Annotated in this window: 24 protein-coding genes; 14 read left to right on the top strand and 10 right to left on the bottom strand. The window is 62.6% G+C overall.

Features of this window, described 5'->3' with window-relative positions:
• Positions 1 to 9 precede the first annotated feature (9 nt).
• Positions 10 to 639, bottom strand: coding sequence for a nucleotidyltransferase domain-containing protein (locus PQ627_RS04855; RefSeq protein WP_274258892.1), 630 nt, complete (start codon positions 637 to 639; stop codon positions 10 to 12).
• Between the two features lie 194 nt (positions 640 to 833).
• On the opposite strand from PQ627_RS04855, the gene PQ627_RS04850 reads away from it, so the two are divergent.
• Entirely contained in the window at positions 834 to 1,400 is a 567-nt protein-coding gene (locus PQ627_RS04850) for a type 1 glutamine amidotransferase domain-containing protein (protein ID WP_274258889.1), read from the top strand.
• Between the two features lie 95 nt (positions 1,401 to 1,495).
• On the opposite strand, the gene PQ627_RS04845 is transcribed toward PQ627_RS04850, so the two are convergent.
• Positions 1,496 to 3,508, bottom strand: a complete 2,013-nt coding sequence (locus tag PQ627_RS04845) for an FG-GAP repeat domain-containing protein (RefSeq protein WP_274258886.1) — start codon at positions 3,506 to 3,508, stop codon at positions 1,496 to 1,498.
• A gap of 41 nt (positions 3,509 to 3,549) precedes the next feature.
• Here PQ627_RS04845 and PQ627_RS04840 point away from each other — a divergent pair, with 41 nt between their 5' ends.
• The 4 genes from PQ627_RS04840 to PQ627_RS04825 all read left to right on the top strand — a co-directional run bounded on the left by PQ627_RS04840 (position 3,550) and on the right by PQ627_RS04825 (position 6,846).
• Positions 3,550 to 3,873, top strand: coding sequence for a hypothetical protein (locus PQ627_RS04840; RefSeq protein ID WP_144660070.1), 324 nt, complete (start codon positions 3,550 to 3,552; stop codon positions 3,871 to 3,873).
• A 26-nt stretch (positions 3,874 to 3,899) separates the two neighbouring features.
• Positions 3,900 to 4,451: a dihydrofolate reductase family protein gene (locus tag PQ627_RS04835; RefSeq protein WP_274258884.1), complete on the top strand. Its 552-nt coding sequence runs from the start codon at positions 3,900 to 3,902 to the stop codon at positions 4,449 to 4,451.
• 113 nt (positions 4,452 to 4,564) lie between these two features.
• Positions 4,565 to 5,686 (top strand): VanZ family protein, encoded by a 1,122-nt coding sequence (locus PQ627_RS04830; protein ID WP_274258882.1) that lies wholly within the window; start codon positions 4,565 to 4,567, stop codon positions 5,684 to 5,686.
• A 416-nt stretch (positions 5,687 to 6,102) separates the two neighbouring features.
• On the top strand, positions 6,103 to 6,846 hold the full coding sequence (locus tag PQ627_RS04825; protein ID WP_274258879.1) for an MBL fold metallo-hydrolase: 744 nt from the start codon (positions 6,103 to 6,105) through the stop codon (positions 6,844 to 6,846).
• 4 nt (positions 6,847 to 6,850) lie between these two features.
• On the opposite strand, the gene PQ627_RS04820 is transcribed toward PQ627_RS04825, so the two are convergent.
• On the bottom strand, positions 6,851 to 7,294 hold the full coding sequence (locus tag PQ627_RS04820) for a YdeI/OmpD-associated family protein (RefSeq protein WP_144660074.1): 444 nt from the start codon (positions 7,292 to 7,294) through the stop codon (positions 6,851 to 6,853).
• A gap of 94 nt (positions 7,295 to 7,388) precedes the next feature.
• On the opposite strand from PQ627_RS04820, the gene PQ627_RS04815 reads away from it, so the two are divergent.
• Positions 7,389 to 7,640 (top strand): DUF2630 family protein, encoded by a 252-nt coding sequence (locus tag PQ627_RS04815; RefSeq protein WP_144660075.1) that lies wholly within the window; start codon positions 7,389 to 7,391, stop codon positions 7,638 to 7,640.
• A gap of 15 nt (positions 7,641 to 7,655) precedes the next feature.
• Here the strand turns inward: PQ627_RS04815 and PQ627_RS04810 are convergent, their stop codons facing one another.
• Positions 7,656 to 8,798 carry a glycerate kinase gene (locus tag PQ627_RS04810; protein WP_274258876.1) on the bottom strand — a complete coding sequence of 381 codons (1,143 nt, stop codon included), beginning with the start codon at positions 8,796 to 8,798 and terminating at the stop codon, positions 7,656 to 7,658.
• 60 nt (positions 8,799 to 8,858) lie between these two features.
• Positions 8,859 to 9,821 carry a D-2-hydroxyacid dehydrogenase family protein gene (locus PQ627_RS04805; RefSeq protein WP_274258873.1) on the bottom strand — a complete coding sequence of 321 codons (963 nt, stop codon included), beginning with the start codon at positions 9,819 to 9,821 and terminating at the stop codon, positions 8,859 to 8,861.
• A 152-nt stretch (positions 9,822 to 9,973) separates the two neighbouring features.
• Here PQ627_RS04805 and PQ627_RS04800 point away from each other — a divergent pair, with 152 nt between their 5' ends.
• Positions 9,974 to 11,797, top strand: coding sequence for a glycoside hydrolase family 2 protein (locus PQ627_RS04800; RefSeq protein ID WP_274258871.1), 1,824 nt, complete (start codon positions 9,974 to 9,976; stop codon positions 11,795 to 11,797).
• A gap of 72 nt (positions 11,798 to 11,869) precedes the next feature.
• Here the strand turns inward: PQ627_RS04800 and PQ627_RS04795 are convergent, their stop codons facing one another.
• A complete protein-coding gene (locus tag PQ627_RS04795; protein ID WP_274258869.1) occupies positions 11,870 to 12,667 on the bottom strand; it encodes a glycerophosphodiester phosphodiesterase in 798 nt (265 codons plus the stop codon).
• A gap of 13 nt (positions 12,668 to 12,680) precedes the next feature.
• Complete coding sequence (locus PQ627_RS04790) at positions 12,681 to 12,950, bottom strand: hypothetical protein (RefSeq protein WP_274259005.1); 270 nt, start codon at positions 12,948 to 12,950, stop codon at positions 12,681 to 12,683.
• Positions 12,951 to 13,084: 134 nt separating this feature from the next.
• Between PQ627_RS04790 and PQ627_RS04785 the strand changes: the two genes are divergently transcribed.
• Together PQ627_RS04785 and PQ627_RS04780 are read left to right on the top strand one after the other, a co-directional pair.
• Positions 13,085 to 13,936 carry an SDR family oxidoreductase gene (locus PQ627_RS04785; RefSeq protein ID WP_274258867.1) on the top strand — a complete coding sequence of 284 codons (852 nt, stop codon included), beginning with the start codon at positions 13,085 to 13,087 and terminating at the stop codon, positions 13,934 to 13,936.
• Positions 13,933 to 14,835 carry a methyltransferase family protein gene (locus tag PQ627_RS04780; RefSeq protein WP_274258865.1) on the top strand — a complete coding sequence of 301 codons (903 nt, stop codon included), beginning with the start codon at positions 13,933 to 13,935 and terminating at the stop codon, positions 14,833 to 14,835. Before PQ627_RS04785 ends, PQ627_RS04780 begins: the two co-directional genes overlap by 4 nt.
• On the opposite strand, the gene PQ627_RS04775 is transcribed toward PQ627_RS04780, so the two are convergent.
• Positions 14,832 to 15,641, bottom strand: a complete 810-nt coding sequence (locus PQ627_RS04775; RefSeq protein WP_274258863.1) for an HAD family hydrolase — start codon at positions 15,639 to 15,641, stop codon at positions 14,832 to 14,834. The two genes, PQ627_RS04780 and PQ627_RS04775, sit on opposite strands and share 4 nt — an antisense overlap.
• Before the next feature lie 86 nt (positions 15,642 to 15,727).
• Between PQ627_RS04775 and PQ627_RS04770 the strand changes: the two genes are divergently transcribed.
• Together PQ627_RS04770 and PQ627_RS04765 are read left to right on the top strand one after the other, a co-directional pair.
• A complete protein-coding gene (locus PQ627_RS04770) occupies positions 15,728 to 16,321 on the top strand; it encodes a hypothetical protein (protein WP_274258862.1) in 594 nt (197 codons plus the stop codon).
• A gap of 164 nt (positions 16,322 to 16,485) precedes the next feature.
• Positions 16,486 to 17,547 (top strand): glutathione S-transferase family protein, encoded by a 1,062-nt coding sequence (locus tag PQ627_RS04765; RefSeq protein ID WP_274258860.1) that lies wholly within the window; start codon positions 16,486 to 16,488, stop codon positions 17,545 to 17,547.
• On the opposite strand, the gene PQ627_RS04760 is transcribed toward PQ627_RS04765, so the two are convergent.
• The gene (locus tag PQ627_RS04760) at positions 17,544 to 18,479 is read right to left on the bottom strand and encodes a carbohydrate kinase family protein (protein WP_274258858.1); all 936 of its coding nucleotides are present in this window, start codon (positions 18,477 to 18,479) and stop codon (positions 17,544 to 17,546) included. The two genes, PQ627_RS04765 and PQ627_RS04760, sit on opposite strands and share 4 nt — an antisense overlap.
• Positions 18,480 to 18,519: 40 nt before the next feature.
• A complete protein-coding gene (locus PQ627_RS04755; protein WP_274258856.1) occupies positions 18,520 to 19,341 on the bottom strand; it encodes an alpha/beta hydrolase fold domain-containing protein in 822 nt (273 codons plus the stop codon).
• A 110-nt stretch (positions 19,342 to 19,451) separates the two neighbouring features.
• Here PQ627_RS04755 and PQ627_RS04750 point away from each other — a divergent pair, with 110 nt between their 5' ends.
• The 3 genes from PQ627_RS04750 to PQ627_RS04740 all read left to right on the top strand — a co-directional run bounded on the left by PQ627_RS04750 (position 19,452) and on the right by PQ627_RS04740 (position 23,150).
• Positions 19,452 to 20,558, top strand: a complete 1,107-nt coding sequence (locus tag PQ627_RS04750; protein WP_144660097.1) for a GTP pyrophosphokinase — start codon at positions 19,452 to 19,454, stop codon at positions 20,556 to 20,558.
• A 24-nt stretch (positions 20,559 to 20,582) separates the two neighbouring features.
• A complete protein-coding gene (locus PQ627_RS04745; protein WP_274259004.1) occupies positions 20,583 to 22,079 on the top strand; it encodes a SulP family inorganic anion transporter in 1,497 nt (498 codons plus the stop codon).
• Between the two features lie 84 nt (positions 22,080 to 22,163).
• On the top strand, positions 22,164 to 23,150 hold the full coding sequence (locus PQ627_RS04740; RefSeq protein ID WP_274258853.1) for a bile acid:sodium symporter family protein: 987 nt from the start codon (positions 22,164 to 22,166) through the stop codon (positions 23,148 to 23,150).
• Positions 23,151 to 23,231 lie beyond the last annotated feature (81 nt).

Below are 23,231 nucleotides of genomic sequence, written 5' to 3'. Positions count from 1 at the left end.
ACGAACGACTTATCGCATGGTCATCGCGTCAGGTCTCTTGGGTGACTGAAGCCGGCGGGAAAGCCAGTTTTGGTCTCCGGCAACGTGGATTCCCTCCCGCATGATGGAATCGAAAATCGGCGCTCCGCGAACCTCGGAGGCTTCATAAATCATCGGCCTGACATCGTTGCCGGTGAGACTATAGCCATCGACGGCGAGATTGCCGATTCGTTCATAGAGTCCGTCTCCGGCGCCGTCCGGAATAACGAACAGCAGGTCGATGTCCGAGTCGTTGTGCATTTCGCGTCGGGCAGCAGAACCAAAAAGGGTTACCTGCAGGGGTCCATCTGGCCATTGGGATATCTCCCGGGACAAGAATTCGATAAAACGGTCGGTGCCTCTCGACGCTTCAATGATCACCTCGGCAAGCATGTGACGCGGGTTCAGGGCATACTCGGTCCGGTTGCCGACTTGGGTTGCCTCGACCACTCCGCTTTCCTCCAGTCGTTCCAAACAACGACGGGCGCCGGAGATCGAGGCTTCAATTCCGCGCTCACGCACCAGACCGCCAGGCGTGCTCGCGCGACCATCCGCCAGCGCCATAAGGACATCAGCCTCAAGGGAGGGGCAAATCGCCTTGAGGGGGTTCTGAAGTTGCATGGACCGACCTCCCAATCGCTTCTAATTGTACGCGATTAGGCGAGCCAACCCGCCCGTTTCATACCCCGAAGACAGTCCGCCTCAATAATCAGCTTGCTTACTAACTCAACCTTCCCTAGGCTTGGACGGGTCAGACAAACAACTCTCGCAGCAGCGGCACACGCCCAAAAAGCAGCCGTACAAGAGGAGGAACAATGTCAGAACACAACATCGCCGGCAAGAAGGTCGCCTTCCTGTTGACGGACGGCGTCGAGCAGGTGGAACTAACCAGCCCATGGCAGGCAGTGAAGGACGCAGGTGGCGAACCCACTCTGATCGCTCCCGAAAAGGGGAAGCTCCAGGGCTTCAACGGCGTGGAGAAGGGTGACACCTTCGACGTCGACCTCGCTGTCGCAGACGCCAACGCCTCGGACTTTGACGCACTGGTCCTGCCCGGCGGCGTCGTCAACGCGGACCACCTCCGCGTGGACAAGGACGCCCAGAGCTTCACACGCGCCTTCTTCGAGCAGCACAAGCCAGTGGCATCGATCTGCCACGGGCCATGGATTCTCATCGAGGCCGGAGTGATCAAGGGCCGCAACGTCACCTCGTACCACACGCTCCAGACGGACCTGAAGAACGCAGGCGCCAACTGGACGGACGAGGAAGTCGTCGTGGACCAGGGCCTGGTCACCAGCCGCAACCCGGACGACCTCCCCGCCTTCAACGCCAAGGTGGTCGAGGAAATCTCCGAGGGCCAGCACGCAGGCCAGACCGCCTAGCGTTCAGCCCCGGAACAAACGGCGAGTGCCGCCGTAGTACTTTCACAAGAAGTACGACGGCGGCACTTGCGTTTCGCTACGAAGTCGCCTGCCCCTTAGAACAGTGCGGTGAAGACGTCCCAGTCGGCGCCGACCAAGGTCCGGGGCTTCCAACTTCCGGACTTGAACGGGTAGAGGTACATGTACCCCGCGCCGTCAATGCCGTAAATGTCGGTCCAGCCGTCGTAGTCCCGGTCGCCTGCGTTCAACACGCCCTTGAAGGACTGCCAACCGGAGCCGATCACCTTCGAGCCGAGCCAACCACCCTTGCCGTTGGAGGAATAGAGGAACAACTGCCCGCCCACGTTGGTGGCAAGTATGTCTGCGTGCGAGTCACCATCGAAGTCGCCGGTTGAAAAGACCCTGTTGAATATGTTCCAGCCAGCACCAACTTGTCGTGGGGCCAGCCAGCCACCCTTGCCGTTACCTGGATAGAGGAGCAACCTTCCTTCGCGATCTCTTGCCAGCACGTCATCGTGGCCGTCTTCATCAAAATCACCAGGGGCGATCAGTTCGGTCATTCCTTGCCAACCGACCCCCACACGGGACGCGGGTTTCCACCAATGTTGACCATCAGCGGGGTACATCCAGAGCTCCCCCGAGGGCTTCCGGGCGAGCACATCGGCGTATCCATCCTCATTGAAATCCCCGGGCGAGAAGATCTTGTCAAAGACATTCCAACCCGAGCCAACCTCCCTGGGAAACGCCCCGAATTGCCGTCCCCACATCCAGAGCCTGCCGTCAGTAGTCCGGGCCATCAGAAAGTCGTTGACTTCCCGATTGACATAATTCCGGGACGGGGTCGGGTTGGTTACGTAGGCACTCGAATCCGTTGAAAATCGACCGACCACTTTGCCGTCAAAAGTAACTACGACGGATGCTCTCACAGTTCCCCCGCCATCGGCCCCCTTGAGACGGTAGCCTTCGCCGAGCGCCAGCGTCGTCGGAAGATAAGAGGTGGATTCGCTTCTCCAAATTACTTCCACTTTCGGAGACGCCCCGACAGGAATACCTTTTATCGACGCAATGTCGAAGTCAGTATTCAGCGTGGAACCAATCCACGGCTTGCCTGTTATCGCGAAACGGTTGGCAGTCACGAACAACTGCGACTCTGAATCTGCGGATACCGACTTGTAACCGGGCGTGGTAGTGATAATACGTACCTTGAGGTTGCCCTGATTTCCTGAAAATGTCCACACAGGGAAGGATTCATTTGCCTCAAAGCTCCCGTAATCAACGACCCTGCCGTCCACAATCCATTGCATCCAGATCCGCTTGATTCCCGGCGTCCACGAACCCGGAGAAACCGTTCCATCCACCGTGCCATTCCAATCCCGATCCATCCACGGCTCAAACTTGGGCGGAACGATGTTCTGCGGCACCAGCAAGAGTCGAGACGGGTTCGCCACAGAAAAGTCCAGCAGCTGAAGACGCGGATCCCCTCGCCCGTCTACCGTCACGACTTCTCTGTTACTGTCACGGAGGAATTGAGTAGTTAGCGGGTAGTCCCAGCCCGACTGTTGGTATGTGACAGCGACTGAAGACAACCTCTGCGGGCCGTCGTAATAGTCGTCAGCGCCGACAGTTGCCGTCGCTTCTGCCGTAAAGGCGCCCACTCCAGGGTTCCCCGACCACGTCAGTTTGCGCGCGGTCGAGAGCGACTCATCGTAGTAGTTGAACTCAACGCGTTGCGCGGGCTGACTCAGCGTAAACCGCACCCTCGCGGTTTGCCCAGGCGCAAGCGTCGGCGCAGAGACCAACTCCACGGCTGTGAGCTTAGGGGCTTCCGTCACCACCGTCACGGCACTGGCGGGCGAAGCCGGCAGCGCAACCATCAAAAGGAGCAAAGCCAGCGTCGAGGCCACCAGCCTCGACGAAGAACCAAGGTAACGTATTTTTTCCGGCACGCCGGCAGCAGCACGTGAGCGCACTTCTCCCCCAATATTCAGGCTTTGGATGGCCTGATAGAGGCCTCTCGCTGAGGATACAGCTTTCTCCCAGAAATGGCTGCTATGTGACTGCACCGCCGACACCAGCCGCGCCGCCACAATGTTGCGCAGGTCACACATGGCACATACGCTGGGGTGCGCTGCAGCGTGGCAGCAACCTGATGAAAGGCAGCACATTGACCAGCGAGAAGCTCTCCGTAGTTGTTCGAGTCGACGTTGATGGCGAACAGATCCAGATAGCCGCAACCGGTCACGTCACTACCGCGAGCGTGCAGGGCCTCTACCCGGTGGTGCAGCGAACCAAGAGCCTTGGCGGCGGCCTGAACGTCGAAATGGACCTCTCCGAAGCCATCGTTGATACCGACGCCCTCGGCGAACTTCAGGTCTACGCTGAGCTCTTCGAAGTTCCTGTCCGCTTGAACACTGAATTGAGCAACGTCACTGAACTGCCGTCCCGTCGTCGCCTGGCAACGGCTGCGGCCTAAACGAGAGCGACCTGGAAGGAGAAGCTATGCGCAAGGTAACCGCCGGCCTGTTCCACTCCGTGGATGGCGTGGTCCAGGACCCGTTCAAGTTCCAGTTCGACAGCTTCGACGAGGACCTGGGCAAGGGCCTGAACAAGATGATCAACACCGTGGATACCGTGGTGCTGGGCCGGGTCAGCTACCAGGAGTGGGCCAGCTACTGGCCGAACGCAACCCAGGACGATGAGTTCGCCGCCTTCATCAACCCTGTGGAGAAGTTCGTCGCCTCCCGCACGTTGTCCGAGCCGCTGGAGTGGCAAAACTCCCACCTCATCAACGGTCCGTTGGAGGACTTCATCACCGATCTCAAGAACCGCGACGGCGGCGAGATCGCCGTATGCGGCAGCATCTCCCTGGTACGCCAACTACTGTTCGCAGGCATTCTGGATGAGCTGACCTTGATGACCCACCCCGTGATCGCCGGGACAGGTCGGCGGCTCTTCGAGGACGGGGACCCCCTGAACCGGCTGGTCCTGGAGGACCAGTACGCCACCAGCAAGGGCAACGTCGTCAGCACCTACAGCCCCCGCAAGGACTAAGCAGCCACACCCTCCACCCCAGGCATGAGCCAGCCGCGAGCAACATCACCACGCGGACGGAGGATTTTCACCCGTAGCCCTGAAACCATTAAGGCACCGGGTGAAAGGAAGTCATGGGGGAATGGGTGTGGCCGGCATACATGGGTGTGCTGGGAGGGGTGCTGCTCTTTGGCGTCTTCATGGTGCCGATCGTCGCAGTCCAATACAGAATGTATGGCCGGTTCACGTGGCGGCGCTTCCTGGGGGCCGCAGGACTGAGCATTTACGGCGTCGCCCTGGTCGCGTACACCTTGCTGCCCCTGCCCGACCCCACCCTCTTGAAGTGCGGTCCCGGCGGCAGCGCCTTCCAAGCCGTCCCGTTCCAATTCGTGGACGACATCCAGCGCGAAACATCCGGCTTGGGGATCACCGGAACCCTGACCAGCCGTGCGACGCTCCAGGTTGTCTTCAATGTGGTGCTGTTCATCCCGTGGGGCGTCATAGCGCGGCGGTACTTCTCCTGGAACATCGCCGTCTCCACCATCACCGGCGCACTCGTGTCGGCACTCATTGAAGCCACACAATTCACCGGGCTGTGGGGCATCTACGACTGCGCCTACCGCCTGGCTGACGTCGACGACTTCATCACCAACACCCTTGGTGCCCTGATCGGCGCCGTTATCGCGCCCTTGGTGCTCTGGTTCATGCCCCAGCGCCGCGAGCTCCTGGCAGCCCGGGGCCAGAGCCGCCCCGTCACCGTCTGGCGGCGCTGGCTGGGAATGATCATCGACTACGCAGCAGTGACGTTCCTCGGGTTCGGATTGGTCGTCACCTACAGGATCGGACTACTCACGCTTTGGGCCGACCTCCCCGGAGCAAATGACCCCATCTCCCTGGTCCTCATGCACCTCATTCCCGGCCTCCTGGTCTTCTACCTGCCTGCCCTCGCCGGCTCGGGGGCCTCACTCGGCCAGCGCGCGGTGTGGCTGCAACCGCAATGGCCGGCTTCCCGCCGTCGGCCATTGCTCCGGGCAAGTGCCACGGGCGGACTCTATGTGGTGTTGTCGTTCCTCGGCGCACTGTTGCCGGCGACGGCCTTCGGCCCGTTTACCGCACTGCTGCTCCTGGCTGCATTTGTGGCCGTCCCGCTGACCAAAACGCGGGGACTGTCGGCCGTGCTCACCGGCGCTCAGATGGTTGATTCCCGCGAAGACGCACGACGCCGGGTGGCCGGCCCAGCTGGCGGACACGCCTAAGTTTGCACTGCTCCAGCGGCGGCCCGACGTGTACCGGATGTGCGTGTGGCCGGCTCGAGGGGGGTCTGCTTTCGGGCCGGCCACACTGTCCGCTCGGGCAAGCGGACGAGCGCACCTCCAGGCGGTCAATAAAGCCCGCCCGGGTTTGTTGCGCCGTGACCGGCCGAGGAGGGGGTCTCAACACCTCGTAGGCCGTGGCTGCTGTTCTGCATCCGGAGTGCGCTCGGCAACCTGTCACTACTTAGTAGTGGGGCGAGCACCCAGAACGTGTCGTGGTCCACGTCATTTTCTTCGGAACGTTTCCCCTCACCCACGTTCCGGCCGTCCACCGTACACTCCTTGTGCCAAATACTAAGCATGCTTATGGTAGTCGTGGCAGTGTCCCTCAACTGATCCAAACAGGATGGGAAACAACCATGGCAATGACCGAGGTGGCTGACGGCGTTTACAGGTTCTCCGACGCCTACGTGAACTTCTACATAGTGGAGGGCCGCGATGGATTGACGCTGATTGACTCCGGGCTGCCCGCGATGTGGGGACCCCTGAAAGATTCGCTTAAGGCCCTCGGTCATTCGCTGGAGGACATCAGGGCCTTGGTACTGACGCACGGCCATTTTGACCATTTGGGCCTCGCCAGGCGCCTGCACCAGGAGCTCGGGATTCCTGTCTGGATCCACACCGAAGACTCCTACATAGCCAGGCATCCCTACCGCTACCGGCATGAACGCTCGCGATTCGTCTTCGCGCTGACCCATCCGAGCGGACTCCCGGTTCTGGCCAGCATGACGCGCGCGGGAGCCCTCAAGGTCAAAGGCGTCGAGGAAGTCCGCCACTTTCCCGGAACCGGCGCTCTTCCCGTGCCGGGCAGCCCCGAGATCGTCTTCTCCCCCGGCCACACCAGCGGACATTGCGGACTCTTCCTCCGGGAGCGCGGCATTCTTTTCAGCGGTGACGCCCTCGTCACCCTGGACCCGTACACGCAGCGAACAGGGCCGCGAATTGTCGCAGGGGCAGCAACGGCGGACAGCGCACTGAACCTGGCGTCGCTGAAGCAGCTCGCGCAAACCGGAGCGACCTTGGTTCTTCCCGGCCACGGCGAACCCTGGACCCGGGGCATTGAGGAAGCGGTGGCCATCGCCCGTGCCAACGGCCCCGCCTGAAATGCTACTTTTTCCCTGCCTTCAGGTCAGAAACAACCTTCGCGATACGTCTCGCGCGGGTTTCCTCGGTCTTAGCATCGCCAATCGGCTCCACGTAGCGCCGCTGGGCACTGTAATTGAGGGTCCCGTAGAAGGCTTTCGCGTCCGGTTCAGCATCCAGGGCCGCGGCAAGATCAGCCGGAACCTCCACGACGCGCGGCTGGGTATCAACCTCGAGACCCACCTGCACAGTGTCCCCCGCGGCAACGCCGGTGAGCTCGCGGTTCGCCGCGCTGACACCCACCATGTACTTCCCACCCATCACCGCGATGCTGCTCCGATAGCTGCGATCGTTGATGGTCACCACCACCGGCGGCTTTTTCCCCGCCCCGAGGGCGTCCACAACGTGCGACGGAACTTCGATGCCGGCCTTGTTGCCATCGCCCACGATGGTGGTTGTGAACTCCATGCCCCAAGTATGCCGTCAGGCGCCAGTAGACGCACCCCATCGGCAAGACTAGGTTTCATATAACGCCCCGACGCCCAACCCAAGGAGAGAGACCATGGACGAACAGGATCTTCTGGAACGAATCCAGGCACTCGTGGAGGAGGAACACCGGCTCCGTGACGCGCCTTCCGATGACGAAAGCATGGGGGACAACAGCGACAACCGTGCGCGACTGGCCCACCTTGAAGCGCAGCTGGACCAGTGCTGGGACCTTCTCCGCCAGCGGAGGGCCAAGAAAGACGCCGGAGAAAACCCCGATGACGCCGAGGCCCGCCCCATCAGCGAAGTCGAGGGCTACAGGCAGTAGCCCAACAGCGAGTGGCTACGCGCCCTCAAGTACCTGGCTGGTAGCCCACGCCAGGTACTTGGCGGCGTTGGCTACGGCGTCAGCCACATCCGGGACGCCATTCTTGCGCTGCGCGACATCCAGCAACTGCGCCGCGGCCACGATCCCGTGCTTCGCCAGCTCTTCCGGGGTTACGGTGATGCGCCCGGCCACCGCGACCACGGGAATGCCGTGAACGCTCGCGGCGTCGGCCAATGCGATGGGGGCCTTCCCGGTGAGCGACTGCTCATCCATCGACCCCTCGCCGGTGATCACCAAATCTGCCTCGCTCAAATGGGAAGCGAGCCCTGTCAGTCCCGCCACAAGCGCGAAGCCGCCTTCCAGCTCTGCGTCAGTGAAGGCAAGGAACGACGCCGGGAACCCGCCCGCTGCTCCAGCACCCGGAACGTTGACGTCATGGCCGCTCGCTTCCCGAAGGAGCGATGCCCAGTTGCGGAGACCGGCGTCGAGCTTTTCGACGGCGTCAGCGTCCGCGCCCTTCTGCGGACCGAAAACGTGCGCCGCGCCATCAGCGCCGTACAGCGGGTTTTGGACGTCGACGGCGATGCGGAACTTCACGGCCGACAGCCGCGGATCCAGCTCGGAAACGTCCAAAGCCACGACGTCGCCAAGGGAACCTCCGCCGAGCGGCACCACGTTCCCGGCCGAATCAAGGGGCTTGAGTCCCAGTGCGCGCAAGGCCCCGCTGCCGCCGTCGGACATTGCGGAACCACCCACGCCCAACACGATCTCGGTGGCACCGGCCTCCAGGGCCGCGGCGATGAGCTGGCCACATCCGTAGCTGTGGGCGCGGAGAGAGTTCTCCGGAGTTGGTTCCATGTGAGCCAGCCCGGAAGCCATGGCCGTTTCGATGACGGCCGTCGCTCCGCCGAAAGAGTCCTTACGGATGGCCCACGACGCGCCCACCGGTTTCAGGATGGGCCCGACGACGGCATTGTTCCGCTCCTCGTAGCCCGCAGAAATTGCTGCATCCAACGTGCCTTCCCCGCCGTCGGCAACAGGGAACTGCGTGGTCACGGCATCCGGATAGACGCGGAGTGCGCCTTCGGCCATGGCTGAGGCGGCTTCGCTGGCGGTCAGGGATCCCTTGAACTTGTCCGGGGCGATGAGGATACGCATGGATCCATCTTGCCAGTTTTGACGGGAAAGCGCTTGCCAACCGTCAGAATCACCGCAGTATTACCCGCCAAGAACGCGGACAGGCTCTCCAGCAAGCCACGCCTTGACGTCCTCGAAGGCTTCTCCGTAGAACTTCCGGTAGCTTTCGTGCGTCACGTATCCCACGTGCGGCGTGAGCACTGTCCGCGGAGCATGCAGCAGCGCATGCCCGGCAGGGAGGGGCTCTTCCTCGAAGACATCCAGGGCGGCACCACGGATCCAGCCTTCCTCCAGTGCGCGGATGAGGGCGGCCTCATCGACCAAGGGTCCACGGGCAGTGTTGACCAGCAGCCCGTCCGGACCGAGCAGCCTCAGCTCCTCAGGGCCCACGATTCCCTCGGTGCGTTCGGACAGCCTGAGATGAAGCGTCACGATGTCCGACTCGCTGAACAGCTCCTCTTTGCTGACCAACCGGGCACCCGCGGCTTCGGCAACGTCGGCGGTGAGGTTTTGGCTCCAAGCCAGCACGTCCATGCCGAATGCTGCGGCGTAGCCGGCGATGCGTTTGCCGATCTTGCCGAGGCCAACGATTCCGAGCGTCTTGCCTTCAAGTTCGAATCCGACGCCGGTCTGCCACTCCCCCGCGCGCAGCGAGTTCTCCTCCACAGGCAGATTCCGCGCGAAAGCCAGCAGCAAGGCCCAGGTCAGTTCCGGTGCCGCGGCGGGCGATCCACCTGTCCCGCACACCACGATTCCCCGCTCGGAGGCCGCCTCAAGATCGATTGCCGCGTTGGCCATGCCGGTGGTTACCAGCAGCTTCAGGTCCGGCAACGCATCGAGGACGCTTTGCGGAAAACGGGTTCGCTCGCGCATCGCGACGATGATGTCGAACGGCGCCAAGGCGGCCACAGCCTGCTCCTCCGAGACGAAAGGTGCGCTGAAGACGGTGACCTTTACGCCGTCGTCGAGCAGTGACTCCCAGGGCGCATAGTCGCTGGAAACCTGCTGGTAATCGTCAAGAATGGCCAAACGGTACTCGGTCACGGGAATCTCCTCAGCTCGCATGCTGGACGCGTAGGTCCAGCCTCTCACGTCAGGCATCTTTGACGGAGTGAATTCCGCTCAGCTATCGCATCGGGAAGCGAAAGATTCTAACGTTGTAAAGAACATACCGTTCCCGTGCCGAAGGAGACACCTTGACCGCTTCACCGATCCCCAAGCCCGAACACCCCCGCCCGCAACTTGTCCGCGACACCTGGCTCAACCTGAACGGCACCTGGGATTTCGAGATCGACGCCGGAGACTCAGGTCTGGAGCGGGGACTCACCCATCGCGGACTCAACAGCGAAATCCTGGTTCCGTTCGCCCCCGAATCGACCCTCTCGGGCGTCGAGCACGTGGACTTCATGGAAGCCGTTTGGTACCGCCGAACGGTGACCATTCCCCAAGAGTGGGCAGGCCTCAAAGTCCTCCTGCATTTCGGCGCCGTGGACCACGACGCCACGGTCTGGGTCAACGGCGTCGAAGTCGCTCGGCACCGGGGCGGCTTCACGCCGTTCACCGCAGATTTCAGCGACGTCGCCGAACCCGGAACGGATGCAGTCATAGTGGTGCGGGCCCGCGACTCCCGGCACGACATGCAGGCCCGTGGCAAGCAGGCCACCTGGTACAACAACACCCATTGCCAGTACACGCGTACCACCGGGATCTGGCAGACAGTGTGGCTGGAAGCAGTCCCCGAAGTCCACATCAAGCGCCTCCGTGTGACTCCCAACTTGGCTGATTCCAGCCTGACCATCGAGATTCCGCTGTCCCGCAACCACCAAGGCCACACAGTGGCCGCAACCCTTCGCGCCGGAACAGACATAGTGGCCGAGGCCCAAGGGCGTGCTGACCTCGATCTGGCCCCGTCACTCCGTTTGGCAATACCAGCGGAGCAACTCCGGCCCTGGTCTCCCGAGGACCCGTTCCTGTACGACCTGGACGTGGCCATCAAAGACGCCACCGGTGACACTGTGGACAAGGTCAGCAGCTACGCCGCGATCCGCTCAGTGGCTCTGGACGGCAAAGTTGTCCGCATCAACGGCAAAGCCGTCTTCCAGCGGCTGGTCCTCGACCAGGGTTACTGGCCGGAATCGCTCATGACTTCCCCGGACGACTCCGCCCTGGTCAAAGACATCGAGCTGTCCATGGCTGCCGGCTTCAACGGCGCCCGGCTGCACCAGAAAGTCTTCGAGGAGCGCTTCCTGTTCCATGCAGACCGCCTCGGCTACCTCGTATGGGGCGAGTTCGGGGACTGGGGTGTCTCCGGCGGCGGCACTATCGGTCATAACCAGAAGCCCACCGCCAGCTTCGTCGCTCAATGGCTGGAAGTCCTCCAGCGCGACTACAACCACCCCAGCATCATCGGCTGGTGCCCGCTCAACGAGACCCACCAGCACCTCCACGACAGGATCACCGTCCTGGACGACGTCACCCAGGCCATGTTCCTTGCCACCAAGCTCGCCGATCCCACGCGTCCCGTGATCGACGCTTCGGGCTACTCGCACAGGGTCAGGGAAACGGACATTTACGATTCTCACTCCTACGAGCAGGACCCTGACAAGTTCCGGCTGGAACAGGAAGGCCTCGCCGAAGGCAAACCGTTCCTCAACCGCGCACACGATGGCGTGGACTACTCCGTCCCCTACAACGGCCAGCCCTTCTTCGTCTCGGAGTTCGGCGGGATCTGGTGGAACGAGGCCGAGGCCAGGCAGGCAGCGGAAGCCGCGGGCACCGACGTCGAAAGCTCCTGGGGCTACGGCCAGCGGGTGGCCACCGAGGAAGAGTTCTATGAGCGGTTCGAGGGCCTGTGCAACGTCCTGCTGGATAACCCGGACATGTTCGGCTACTGCTATACGCAGCTGACGGACGTCTTCCAGGAGAAGAACGGCATCTTCAACTTCGACCGCAGCGACAAGTTGGACCTCGAAAGGATCCGGGCCGTCCAACAGCGCCAGGCCGCCATCGAACGCGGCTAAGCCCCGCCGAGTTGGCATTTAATGACAATGCCTGAGCCCGGGACTGTCATTAAATGCCAAGTCGCGGGGATGTCAGACCCACTTGCCTCGACGAACCAGCACTTCCTTGAGCAGATCCAGCCGGTCCGAGACAATACCGTCCACGCCCAGGTCAAGAAGCCGTTCCATCTCGGCGGGATCGTTGATGGTCCACACGTGCACCTGCCTCCCAAGCCGATGTGCACGCCGGATGAACCCGGCAGTCACCACCGGCAAACGGCCGTAGCGGACAGGGACTTGGAAAACGTCGACGCCGGCAAGCAGCTTGCGTGCCAACCGCACCTGCAGCGCGGGGCCCAGGAGGACGAAGAGGGCAGTCAATGAGCTGCCCGCGGAAGATGCCACCCTGCGTGACAATTTGGCCAAAACCGCCCGACGACGCCTGTCCGAGAAGCTGGTGACCAGGACACGGTCATGGATTCCATGGTTTTCGATGGCCGCGGCCAGCGGGCCCACCGAGTTCCAATCCTTGACGTCGAGATTCAGCCGGGCTTCCGGAAATGCCGTCACCAGCTCATCAAACGTGGGCACGGGTTCCGCCCCGCCGATCCTGGACCGGGCCACCTCTGCGGCGCTCAGCTCGGAAATCCGCCCCGCCGAGTCCGTCACGCGGTCCAACGATGAGTCATGGAAGACCAGCAGGACGCCATCGGACGTTGTATGCACATCAGTTTCCAGGTGCACGGTTCCCAATTCCACGGCAGCAGTGAACGCAGCCATGGAGTTCTCCAGTCCCTCGCGCGAAAAACCGCGATGAGCGAAGGCCAAAGGTCCCACCGAACCGTCTTTGCGGAGGAAATAGGGCAGCGTCACTCCCGTAGCGTAGCCCATCGCAAAGGTGCGGCTAGAGCTCCTGCCTGGTTGCCGCCGTCGTCTGCGGAACGATCGCCACACCATCGCTGACGTGGACCAGCGTCCGGCCGCGGCCGCCGTCGAGCTCCACCCAGACTGCAGTGGCATCGCCGGTGACGGCGTCCACCACGCCGGCCGATTCGAAGCCCGGCGTCAGCGTGACGTTGACGCGGTCTCCTTGGCGCAGCGATCGCCAGTGGTGATCGGGTTCCACGCGCTGCAAGGGCGCCGTAGTGAAGTCGTTGATCCGACGCTTAGCCATGATTCCCCCTGCAAATTCCTCGAACAGATCGGCCATGCGAACGGGCCTTGGCTGGAAGCCTACGGCCGCAAGTTGAACGCGGGTTGTATGGAGGCTGGGAACTCGGTGACACGTGGTGCTGACAAACTAGGGGCATGACTGTGTTGATTGCCGGCTGCGGCGACCTCGGAACCGAAGTTGGGCTGCGTTTCGCGGCTGCCGGGCACCATGTGGTGGGCTTGCGCCGCTCCCCCGAAAAGCTCCCGCCGGAGATCCACGGCATCCGGGCGGACCTCTCCGGGCATGTCCCGGAATTGCCTGGCGCCGTGGACATCTTGGTGATTGCAATCGCCGCTGATGCCTCGACGGAAGAGGCGTACCGTGCGGCCTACCTGAACGGGGTGAAGAACGTGCTGGATGCCCTGGAGCGGCAGTCGATCCGGCCGCGGCGCATCCTGTTCGTCTCCTCCACCGCCGTATATAGGGACTCTGGCGGGGCTGTCGTGGACGAGTCGACGCCTGCAGAACCCACGCGCTTCAGCGGAAGGATCCTTCTGGAAGCCGAGGATTTGTTGTTCGCCAGGACTGCCGGCACCCGCGCCATTTCGGTGCGCCTGGGCGGCATCTACGGCCCCGGCCGCACCCGCCTGATCGACCAAGTGCGCAGCGGCAAGGCCACGATTCCTGCACAGTCCAAACACACCAACCGCATCCACCGGGACGACGCCGCAGCCATGATCGTGCACCTCGCCACCATGGAGCAAGAGCCCGAGGCCGTGTACCTGGGCGTCGATGACGACCCCGCCGAGTACGGCGACGTCCTGCGCTTCCTCGCGGCCGAGCTACAGCTGCCGGCGCCTCCCGTCGGACCGGCGTCCGACGGGGGTGCAGGCGACAAACGCTGTTCGAACAGCCGGCTGAGGTCCACCGGTTTCACCTTTGCCTATCCGTCGTTCCGGGAAGGGTACCGGGCGATCCTGGCCGGGAAGGGTGTCCGCCATCCATGAAAGCCGCTCTTTGGGGGAGGGCCTATTTTGCCGCGCAGGCCTTGGCAGGTGCTGCCTGGTGGCTTGGTGTTTTCCTCCTGCCGCCTGTCCGGGAGGCCACTCTTGGGCAGCTGGATCCCGTGGCTGTTGCGATCTTCGATGTGCCTTTGTTTGTTTTGGCGTCGGCCCTGGCTGCCTTCGGCTTCCGGTCTGCAGCCGTGGTGGCTACTGCGTGGACCGGGCTGGTCACCCTGGCCTTGGCTGTCTTCGCTACTATCACCACGCAAGCAGGCTGGGGAGTCCTTGCGATGGTGGCGGCATCCGCGTGCTCGGAGGCCGCTCTTTGCTTGGTTCTCCTGGGCCGGATACCTACAGAGTGGGTACTCCGCGGCCCGTTCGCGTTCCGGCCTGCAGCCCAGCGACCTACGTCAGGGCACGTAGTAACAACATTCCTGCAACTGGTCGTTTTTTGGGGCCTGTTCCTGGGTGTGATCCCGCTGGTCCTTTTCGCCTTGGAACGCCGCTGGGCCCTGGCCATTCCGTTCCCGCTGCCTACGCTTGTTTCCGGGCTCGTTCTGTTGCTGCTCGCCAGCGCCCTGGGCATTTACTCGGCCATTGCCATGTCCACCAAAGGGAACGGGACTCCCCTGCCGGCAGCGATGGCCAACACTCTGGTGATTGCCGGCCCCTACCGCTGGGTCCGGAATCCCATGGCCTTGGCCGGCATCCTGCAGGGCGCCGCCGTCGGCCTGGTGCTGGGTTCGTGGCTGGTGGTGGCCTATGCGGTGGCCGGCTCACTCGTGTGGAATTACGCGGTCAGGCCGCTGGAAGAGGCTGACCTCAGGCTTCGATTCGGCGCCGAGTTCGAACGCTACTGCCAAAGGGTCCGCTGCTGGATTCCCCGGTTCCGCGCCGACTAGACCCGCTGTTCGGTGAGTTTCGCTTCGAGAACCTGGGCCACGCCGTCGTCGTCGAAGTGCGGCGCCTGCTGCCCGGCGGCGAGGATCGCTTCCGGGTGTCCGCTCGCCATGGCGTAACCGTGGCCGGCCCAGCGGAGCATCTCGATGTCATTGGGCATGTCCCCGAACGCAACCACGTCCGCAGCGTCGATTCCCAGCGACTCGGCGTACTTGGCGAGCGTGACAGCCTTGTTGATCCCCGGCACCGACATCTCCAACATCGCGGTCTTCGGAGCTGAGTGCGTGGTGGACACCAGGTGCGCAACAGCCGGCTGCACCTCGGCAAGGAACTCGTCCGGCGTACCTTTGCGGGTAATGGCCAGGAACTTCACGACGGCGTCATCCGCTGTAAGCGTCTCGGCCAACGGCTTGGGGGTGAATTCAGCGAGCAATTCGCTGGTTTCGTTCTCGATAAAACCAGGCTCCAGCTGGAAACCGCTCAGGGTTTCGACAGCGAACAACGCATCAGGCCTGATGGACTTGATGATCCGACGGGCTTCAAAGACGGACTCCGCATCCAGAACGCAGGAGGAGAGGGCCTTCTCTGTTTCGAGATCCCACACCACGGCCCCGTTGGAACAGATGACGATCCCGCTATGTCCCAGTTGCTCCTGGAGGGGGTAGAGCCAGCGCGGGGGACGGCCCGTGACGAAGACGAGTTCCACCCCTGCTTCGCGGCACGCCTGGAACGCCTTGATGGTCCGGTCACTGATTTTTCCGTCATGACCGAGGATGGTGCCGTCAATATCGCTTGCTACGAGCCGCATCATGCCAGTCTACGTTGGCGGGAACGTGCGGGGGGCTTGGATGCCGACTGTTGTATATCCACATACACGATATTATTATCGCGTATGTGAATACACGGCCACCCGCTCTAGGACCCCTGTTTCGCTCCGACGCACAAGGAGAGATTCTGGCCAAGATCCTGCTAAATCCCGATCAGAGCTTCACAGTGACCGAACTGGCCAAGGCAGCCAGGACCCCGTACGCGAGCGCTCATCGTGAAGTAAGCAGAATGGTGCAGATGGGTCTCGTTCGTGCTTACAAACGAGGACAATCCCTCGACATCCGCGCCGCCACTGACTTCCCCATTTATCAGCCGCTGCGGGAGATACTGGGCTTTACCTATGGGCCATCGGCGGTCATCCCTCGTTTCCTTGCAGGCATCGATGGAATTGAGCAAGCCTTCATCTATGGGTCATGGGCAGCGCGCCGGGAAGGCGAGCCCGGAAGCGCTCCGGGCGACGTGGATGTACTTGTCGTAGGCAATCCTTCACGCGCCGATATCTATGACGCGGCTTCGAAAGCAGGATCCGCGATCGGCCGTGAAGTAAACATCCGCATACTGAATGCTGCCGCATGGTCTGCAGGTGATGATCCATTCATTCGGACAGTCAAACAACGCCCGTTGATTCAAGTGGGACTGGATGCGACGGTTGCGGAATGACACCCAGTATCCCGATGTCGACCGCCCTACCGCCACAACGGACGACATTGACCAAGCGATTCCCGCAGCCGCAGCCATAGTTAGCCGCGCAGCAACCCTCATTGAAGTCATGCCTCCGTATCGTTCCTGAGTAAACGCGCCTCAATGGGGCATAGGCTGGGTTGATGAGTGAGAAGACCAGCACAGTCGAAGAACACAGCACCCGGGGTGCCTACGTCACAGGTGGCGAGTTCAACCGGGACACCAACTACATCGAAGACCGGATCACCCGCGACGGTGCCGCCGGGCCAAACGGAGAACCCGGCTGGCCTGTGGAGCCCGGACGGTACAGATTGATCGCTGCCCGCGCCTGCCCATGGGCCAACCGGACAGTGATCGTCCGGCGGCTCCTGGGATTGGAAGACGTCATCAGCCTGGGTCAGCCCGGACCCACCCACGACGCCCGCTCCTGGACCTTTGACCTCGATCCCAACGGCAAGGACCCTGTCCTGGGAATTGAGCGTCTCCAGGAAGCGTTCTTCCGCCGCTTCCCCGACTATCCGCGCGGCATTACCGTCCCGGCCATCGTCGATATCCCCAGCGGAGAAGTAGTCACCAACAACTTCCCGCAGATCACGCTCGACTTCTCCACGGAATGGACAGAGTTCCACCGCCCCGGAGCGCCGGACCTGTATCCGGAACACCTTCGCGAGGAGATCGACCAAGTCAACAAGCGCGTCTTTACCGAAGTCAATAACGGCGTGTACAGGTGCGGATTCGCAGGATCACAGGAAGCCTACGACGCGGCCTACACCCGGCTGTGGAACGCGCTGGATTGGCTCGAGGAACGGCTTTCAACGCAGCGCTACCTAGTGGGCGACTCCATCACCGAAGCCGACGTCCGCCTTTTCACCACCTTGGCCCGCTTCGACGCCGTTTATCACGGGCACTTCAAGTGCAACCGCAACAAACTCAGCGAAATGCCCGCATTGTGGGGCTATGCCCGGGACCTGTTCCAGACGCCCGGCTTCGGCGACACCATCGACTTCGTGCAGATCAAGCAGCACTACTACATCGTGCACGAGGACATCAATCCCACGCAGATCGTCCCCGCAGGCCCGGATCTTTCAGGCTGGCTGACGCCTCACGGACGCGAATCCCTGGGTGGGCGGCCCTTCGGCGACGGCACTCCGCCGGGACCGGTCAAGGCAGGCGAAGAAGTAGCCCCGGGGCACGGAGCAGGCTAGGCCGGCCCGTGGTTGAGCTCGGCCCGCGTGGGCGGGTTGGCTCCGGCGCGTGAGACGGTGATGGCGGCAGCACGGGTGGCGTGGTCCATGATCGCCGCGAGCGTTTCAGCGGGCATGGCGCGCAGTTCCTCGCGGTTCTGTGCGCCATCCAGCCCATGATCCACGATCGCGGACAACAGCCCGGCCATGAACGAATCCCCCGCGCCCACGGTGTCCACAACGTCCACTGAGGGAGCCGGGACCTGGGTCTCCCCTGCGCGGGTGATGCCCCACGGGCCGAGCGAACCACGCGTGACCACCACCAAGGCGGGTCCCCCTTCGCCACCGAGCGACAACCAGCGACGGGCGGATTCCGTCGGATCAACACCCGGGTACAGCCATTCAAGGTCCTCGTCGGACGCCTTGACGACGTCGGACAGCGCCACGAAGCGCTCGGCCTGCGTCCGCGCGTACTCAACGTCCGTGATGATGCTCGGGCGGCAGTTGGGGTCAAAGCTGATGGTGCTGCTCGGGTGGGCATGCTCGACGGCGGCAAGAACCTCCGCAGCGCCCGGCTCCAGGAAGGTGGCAATGGAGCCGGTGTGCAGCAAGGTGGCAGCCTGCAGCATGAGGGGCAGCCGGCCGGCGAGTCCGGGCAGTTCCCAGGTGAGGTCGAAAGCGTAAGTGGCAGCGCCGTCGTCGTCTATCTGGGCGGTGGCCACGCTGGTTGGTTTGTCGTCAGGCGGCAGCGGAACCATCACGGAACTGGACCGCAGGTGCGCCGCCACGGAGTCGCCGTAAGCGTCCTTGCCGTATCGGCCGATGAACTGAACCGGGTGGTCCAGCCTGGCCAAACCGACGGCAACATTGAGCGGGCTACCGCCAACGTGCGCTTCAATTCCAGAGGAGCGTTGAACAACGTCTACCAGGGCCTCGCCAATGACTGTCAGCATGGGACAACTCTGCCAGAGGACAACCGCCGCAGCACAACAATTACGAGAGCATTCGCTGCACCAATTCCCGGCACTTCTTGTAAGCGACGGCCTTGGGGTCGATGAGGTCGAAGTGATCGCCCGGGACCCGCAGCAACTGGGCCGAACTTCCCGCCGCCGTAGCCGCCGCAACGAAGGCCTCGGACTGGCTCGCGGGAACGTCCTCGTCTTCTGTGGCGTGCACGGCATATACGGGGACGTCGATCGGCAGCAGGCTCATGGGGTCCGCATATTTATGCCGTTTGGGGAATCTAGCGGAATCCCCTCCCATGAGGTTGCACACCGCACCGTTGCTCAGGTTCAGTTTCTCCGCGGCCGCAAGGTTGAGGAGCCCGGACTGGCTCACCACCCCGGTCAGGTGCACTGCGTTGTCCTCGGGCGACCGCACGAGTTGGCGGTCGGCGTCGGGCGTTCCGATGGCCGAAAGCCGCTGCCGGCCGGCCGCCCAGACGGCCAAGTGTCCGCCGGCTGAGTGGCCCAGCGCTACGACTTTGTCGAGTTTGAGATCGTGGTTGCCTGCGATTTCAGAGAGGTGGTCGATGCCGGCCAGGATGTCCTCGAAGGTGTGCGGCCATCCGCCGCCATTCCCGGCCCTCCGGTATTCAAGGTTCCAGGCGGTGATTCCGTGGGCTGCGAGGTCCCGCGCCAGCGGCTCGCCGAGCTCAGCGCCGTACTGCGAGCGCCAGTAGCCGCCATGGATCACGACGGCGACTCCACCGGCCACAGCCGATGCGCCGCGATGGTTTCCGTTGTTCGGTTCAGGTATGAAGAGTTCGCCCCACTGACTGGGGTGTTCGCCGTAGCTGTACTTGTGCCGCAACATTGCGCCCTCCTTTGTACTGAGCCTATCGCGAGGGTTCCGGGATTTGGCTAGAGGCGCCCCGACGGCGATTGGCCCGGTTCAGTGTCGCACCCGCACCGTAAGCTGGGGGCATGGCAAGCAATTGGGACAGTCTGGACCAGGCTCAGCGGGATGCAGTGGACGCGAATGTGGCCCTCTATGAGCGTGTCCGCCCTGCGTTGAAGCGGGTCACGCGCGATGTCCTGCTGACGCTGCGGGACATGTTGAACGACGCCGAGGTCACGCCTTTGTTTGTCACGGGTCGGACCAAGACCGTTGAGTCGTTCCGCGAAAAAATTTCCCGCACGGATGACCCCATTGAGCCGGGCGGCCCCCGCGTGCTCAAGTTCCCGGATCCCTTCCGCACCCTGAACGACATGGTGGGAATCCGCGTCATCACCAAGCTGCCGGCAGAAAACGCAGCGGTTGCCAACATCATCAAACGCCAGCGCCAACTGTTCGATTGCCGTGGCGACCGCGAGAAGGACATCGGTTCCATCGAGTCCGGGACCTACGGCTACTCCAGCCGGCACCTCATCCTGCGCACCATCCAGAATGAAACCGTCAAGGAGTACCAGCACGTCTTCAACCCGGACATGCCGGCCAACGGCAGCTACTTCTTCGAGTGCCAGATCCGCACCGTATTCGCCCACGCCTGGAGCGAGATCGAGCATGACATCCGCTTCAAGGCCGAGGATCCCCGCGCCTGGACGCCGCATTTCGACCGTCAATTCACGGCCACGGCAGCCATGTTGGAGACTGTGGAGAGCGCTTTTGCTGATCTCCACGAACGGTACGAAGAGGTTCGCGGCTACTGGGATTTGGAAGGTGAAGGCGCCTCACCGTTGACCCCCAACCGGGTCCGTGATGTCTGGCGTACGCTCCTTCCGCACGTTGACCGTAAAGTTGATGACGACTGGGGGTGGGCCGCCGAACTCCTTGCCGCCCACGGACTGACCAAGACCGTGGAACTGGCCGGGCTTCTCAGCGCCAACCGGATCACCGAGGTCCGCAAGGCCCTCGACCACCGCTACTCCCCCGGTCCCGACCGCCTCCTGGACGACCTCCTGCTGTGGCAGTACGGAACCGAACACATTGATCTCACCGCTGAGGCGCCCGACGTCGTTCCGCACCCGCGGCGCGACAGCCTCCAGCGGCGCCTTAAGCAGATTGAGCGTTACCGCCAGACTGCACTGTAAGGACCCATGACACCCGCGCCAACCATGACACCTGAGCAACTCATGTCGCTGCGGGCGACCTTCCGTTCGCCCCGCCGCCTGTTGACTGAATCCCTCGCGGGGCTGGTGGTGGCGCTGGCCTTGATTCCAGAGGCCATAGCGTTCTCTGTGATCGCGGGGGTGGATCCGCGGATCGGCCTGTTCGCGTCCTTCACCATGGGGGTGGTGACCGCTCTTGTGGGCGGCCGTCCCGCCATGATTTCGGCAGCAACGGGTGCCGTGGCCCTGGTGATCGCACCGGTGATGAAGGAGCACGGGCTCGACTACCTGATTGCGACGATCATCCTCGCGGGCGTTTTCCAGATCATCCTCGCCGCCCTGGGGGTTACCCGGTTGATGCGCTTCATCCCGCGGTCGGTGATGATCGGTTTCGTGAACGCGCTGGCCATCTTGGTGTTCATGTCCCAGATGCCCGAACTCTTCAACGTTCCTTGGATGGTCTATCCAATTGTTGCCGTGGGCCTGGCGATCGTTTTTCTGCTGCCACGGGTGACCAAGGCTGTTCCAGCACCGTTGGTGGCCATCGTGCTCCTCACGCTGGTCACCGGGCTGGGTGGCATCGACGTACCCACCGTCAGCGACAAGGGTGAGCTGCCGGACAGCCTGCCCGGCTTGTTCGTGCCGAACGTGCCCTTGAACTTGGAGACGTTCCAGATCATTGCTCCCTTTGCGTTGTCGATGGCACTGGTGGGACTGCTGGAGTCGCTCATGACCGCCAAGCTGGTGGATGACATCACCGACACTCGATCCAACAAGACCAGGGTCTCTTGGGGCCAGGGCGCCGCCAACATCGTCACTGGATTCCTTGGCGGCCTGGGTGGTTGCGCGGTGATTGGGCAGACCATGATCAATGTGAAGGGCTCCGGCGCCCGAAGCCGGCTTTCAACGTTCCTGGCCGGCGTGTTCCTGCTGATCCTGGTGGTGGTGCTGGGCGATGTTGTGGGAATGATCCCCATGGCCGCGCTGGTGGCAGTGATGATCTTCGTTTCGCTGATTACTTTTGACTGGCACTCCGTCCGTCCCTCAACCCTGAAGCGCCTGCCCAAATCCGAGACAGCCGTCATGGTCCTGACTGTTGCCGCTGTGGTCGCAACGCACAATCTTGCGGTGGGGGTCGGCGTCGGGGTTTTGGCCGCGAGCGTGCTGTTCGCCCGTCGAGTGGCGCACTTTGTCACTGTTGAGCGGACTGAACTGGAACTCAACGACGAAACGGTGGCGACATACACCGTGGATGGTGAGCTCTTCTTCGCCTCCTCCAACGACCTGTACACCCAGTTCGACTACGCGAAAGATTCCTCAGAAGGCATAGATCGTGTGATCATCGATCTTCACGGCTCGCATATTTGGGACGCTTCCTCGGTTTCCGTGCTGGATTCGGTGACCGAAAAGTACAGGAACCACGGTCGCGAAGTGGAGTTCATCGGCTTGAATGAGGCCAGCGTCCGCATGCGGGAGCGGCTCGCGGGAAAGCTCAACTCCTGACGGGGACGCCGGATGTCTGACATATACGTTCCGTGGGATGTAACGAAGTCGTTCCAGGCGCAGTGCTGGTGTGAGCATTGATGAATGCTTGAGGCAACCAATTCCCCGTCCGAAACCACATCCCCTGCAAATCCTGCCCTCGCCGCCGAAGCCAGGATTGCCCGGATCGCCGTCACGATCTTCCCACTCCTGGTGGTTCTGGCCGGCGTCCTGGGGTTCCTCATCCCGGATCTGTTCAAGCCGATGGGTGTTGCGGTTCCTTACCTGCTGGGCATCATCATGTTCTGCATGGGTCTCACCCTGACCCCTCCGGATTTCGCCTCCGTGGCCCGGCGCCCTTGGGCCGTAGCTCTGGGAATCGTGGCGCACTATGTCATCATGCCCGGCGCCGGATGGCTGATCGCCGTGTTGCTTCAATTGCCACCGGAGCTTGCCGTGGGCCTGATCCTGGTTGGTTGCGCCCCTTCCGGCACGGCCTCCAACGTGATGGCGTTCCTGGCCAAGGGTGATGTGGCCCTGTCCGTCGCCGTCGCTTCCGTCTCCACGCTGATAGCGCCGCTGGTGACGCCCGCACTGACGCTCTTCCTGGCGGGCTCGTTCCTGAATATCGACGCCGGGGCCATGGTCATGGACATCGTCAAGACAGTGCTGCTGCCCGTCATCGCTGGCCTCCTTGCGAGGTTGTTCCTCTCGAAACTCGTGGCGAAAGTGCTTCCGGTACTTCCTTGGGCTTCAGCCGTCGTCATCTCCTTGATCGTGGCCATCGTTGTGGCTGGCAGCGCCAGCAAGATCGTCGCCGCTGGCGGCATCGTGTTCCTGGCTGTTGTGCTTCACAACGGCTTCGGCCTTGGATTGGGCTACCTGGCCGGCAAGCTGGGACGTTTGGATGACAAGGCCCGCCGTGCTCTGGCGTTCGAGGTCGGTATGCAGAACTCGGGACTCGCTGCGACCCTGGCCACTGCGCACTTCGGTGCATTGGCTGCGTTGCCGTCCGCCGTGTTCTCACTGTGGCACAACATCTCCGGTGCGATCGTCGCAGCGTGGTTGGCACGGAGGCCGCTGAAGGACTAGGTGCCGTTCGGGTCGCTGGAGGTCGTTTGCTCTGGAAATTCTCGGAGGTACCTGTGGCGGCTGATTTCGCTGCGCTTGGGT

This window comes from Paenarthrobacter sp. AB444, from assembly GCF_028736865.1.
GTDB lineage: Bacteria > Actinomycetota > Actinomycetes > Actinomycetales > Micrococcaceae > Arthrobacter > Arthrobacter nicotinovorans_B.
The sequence above is the reverse complement of the archived record's forward strand: the minus strand, read 5'-3'. Positions and strand labels throughout refer to the sequence as shown.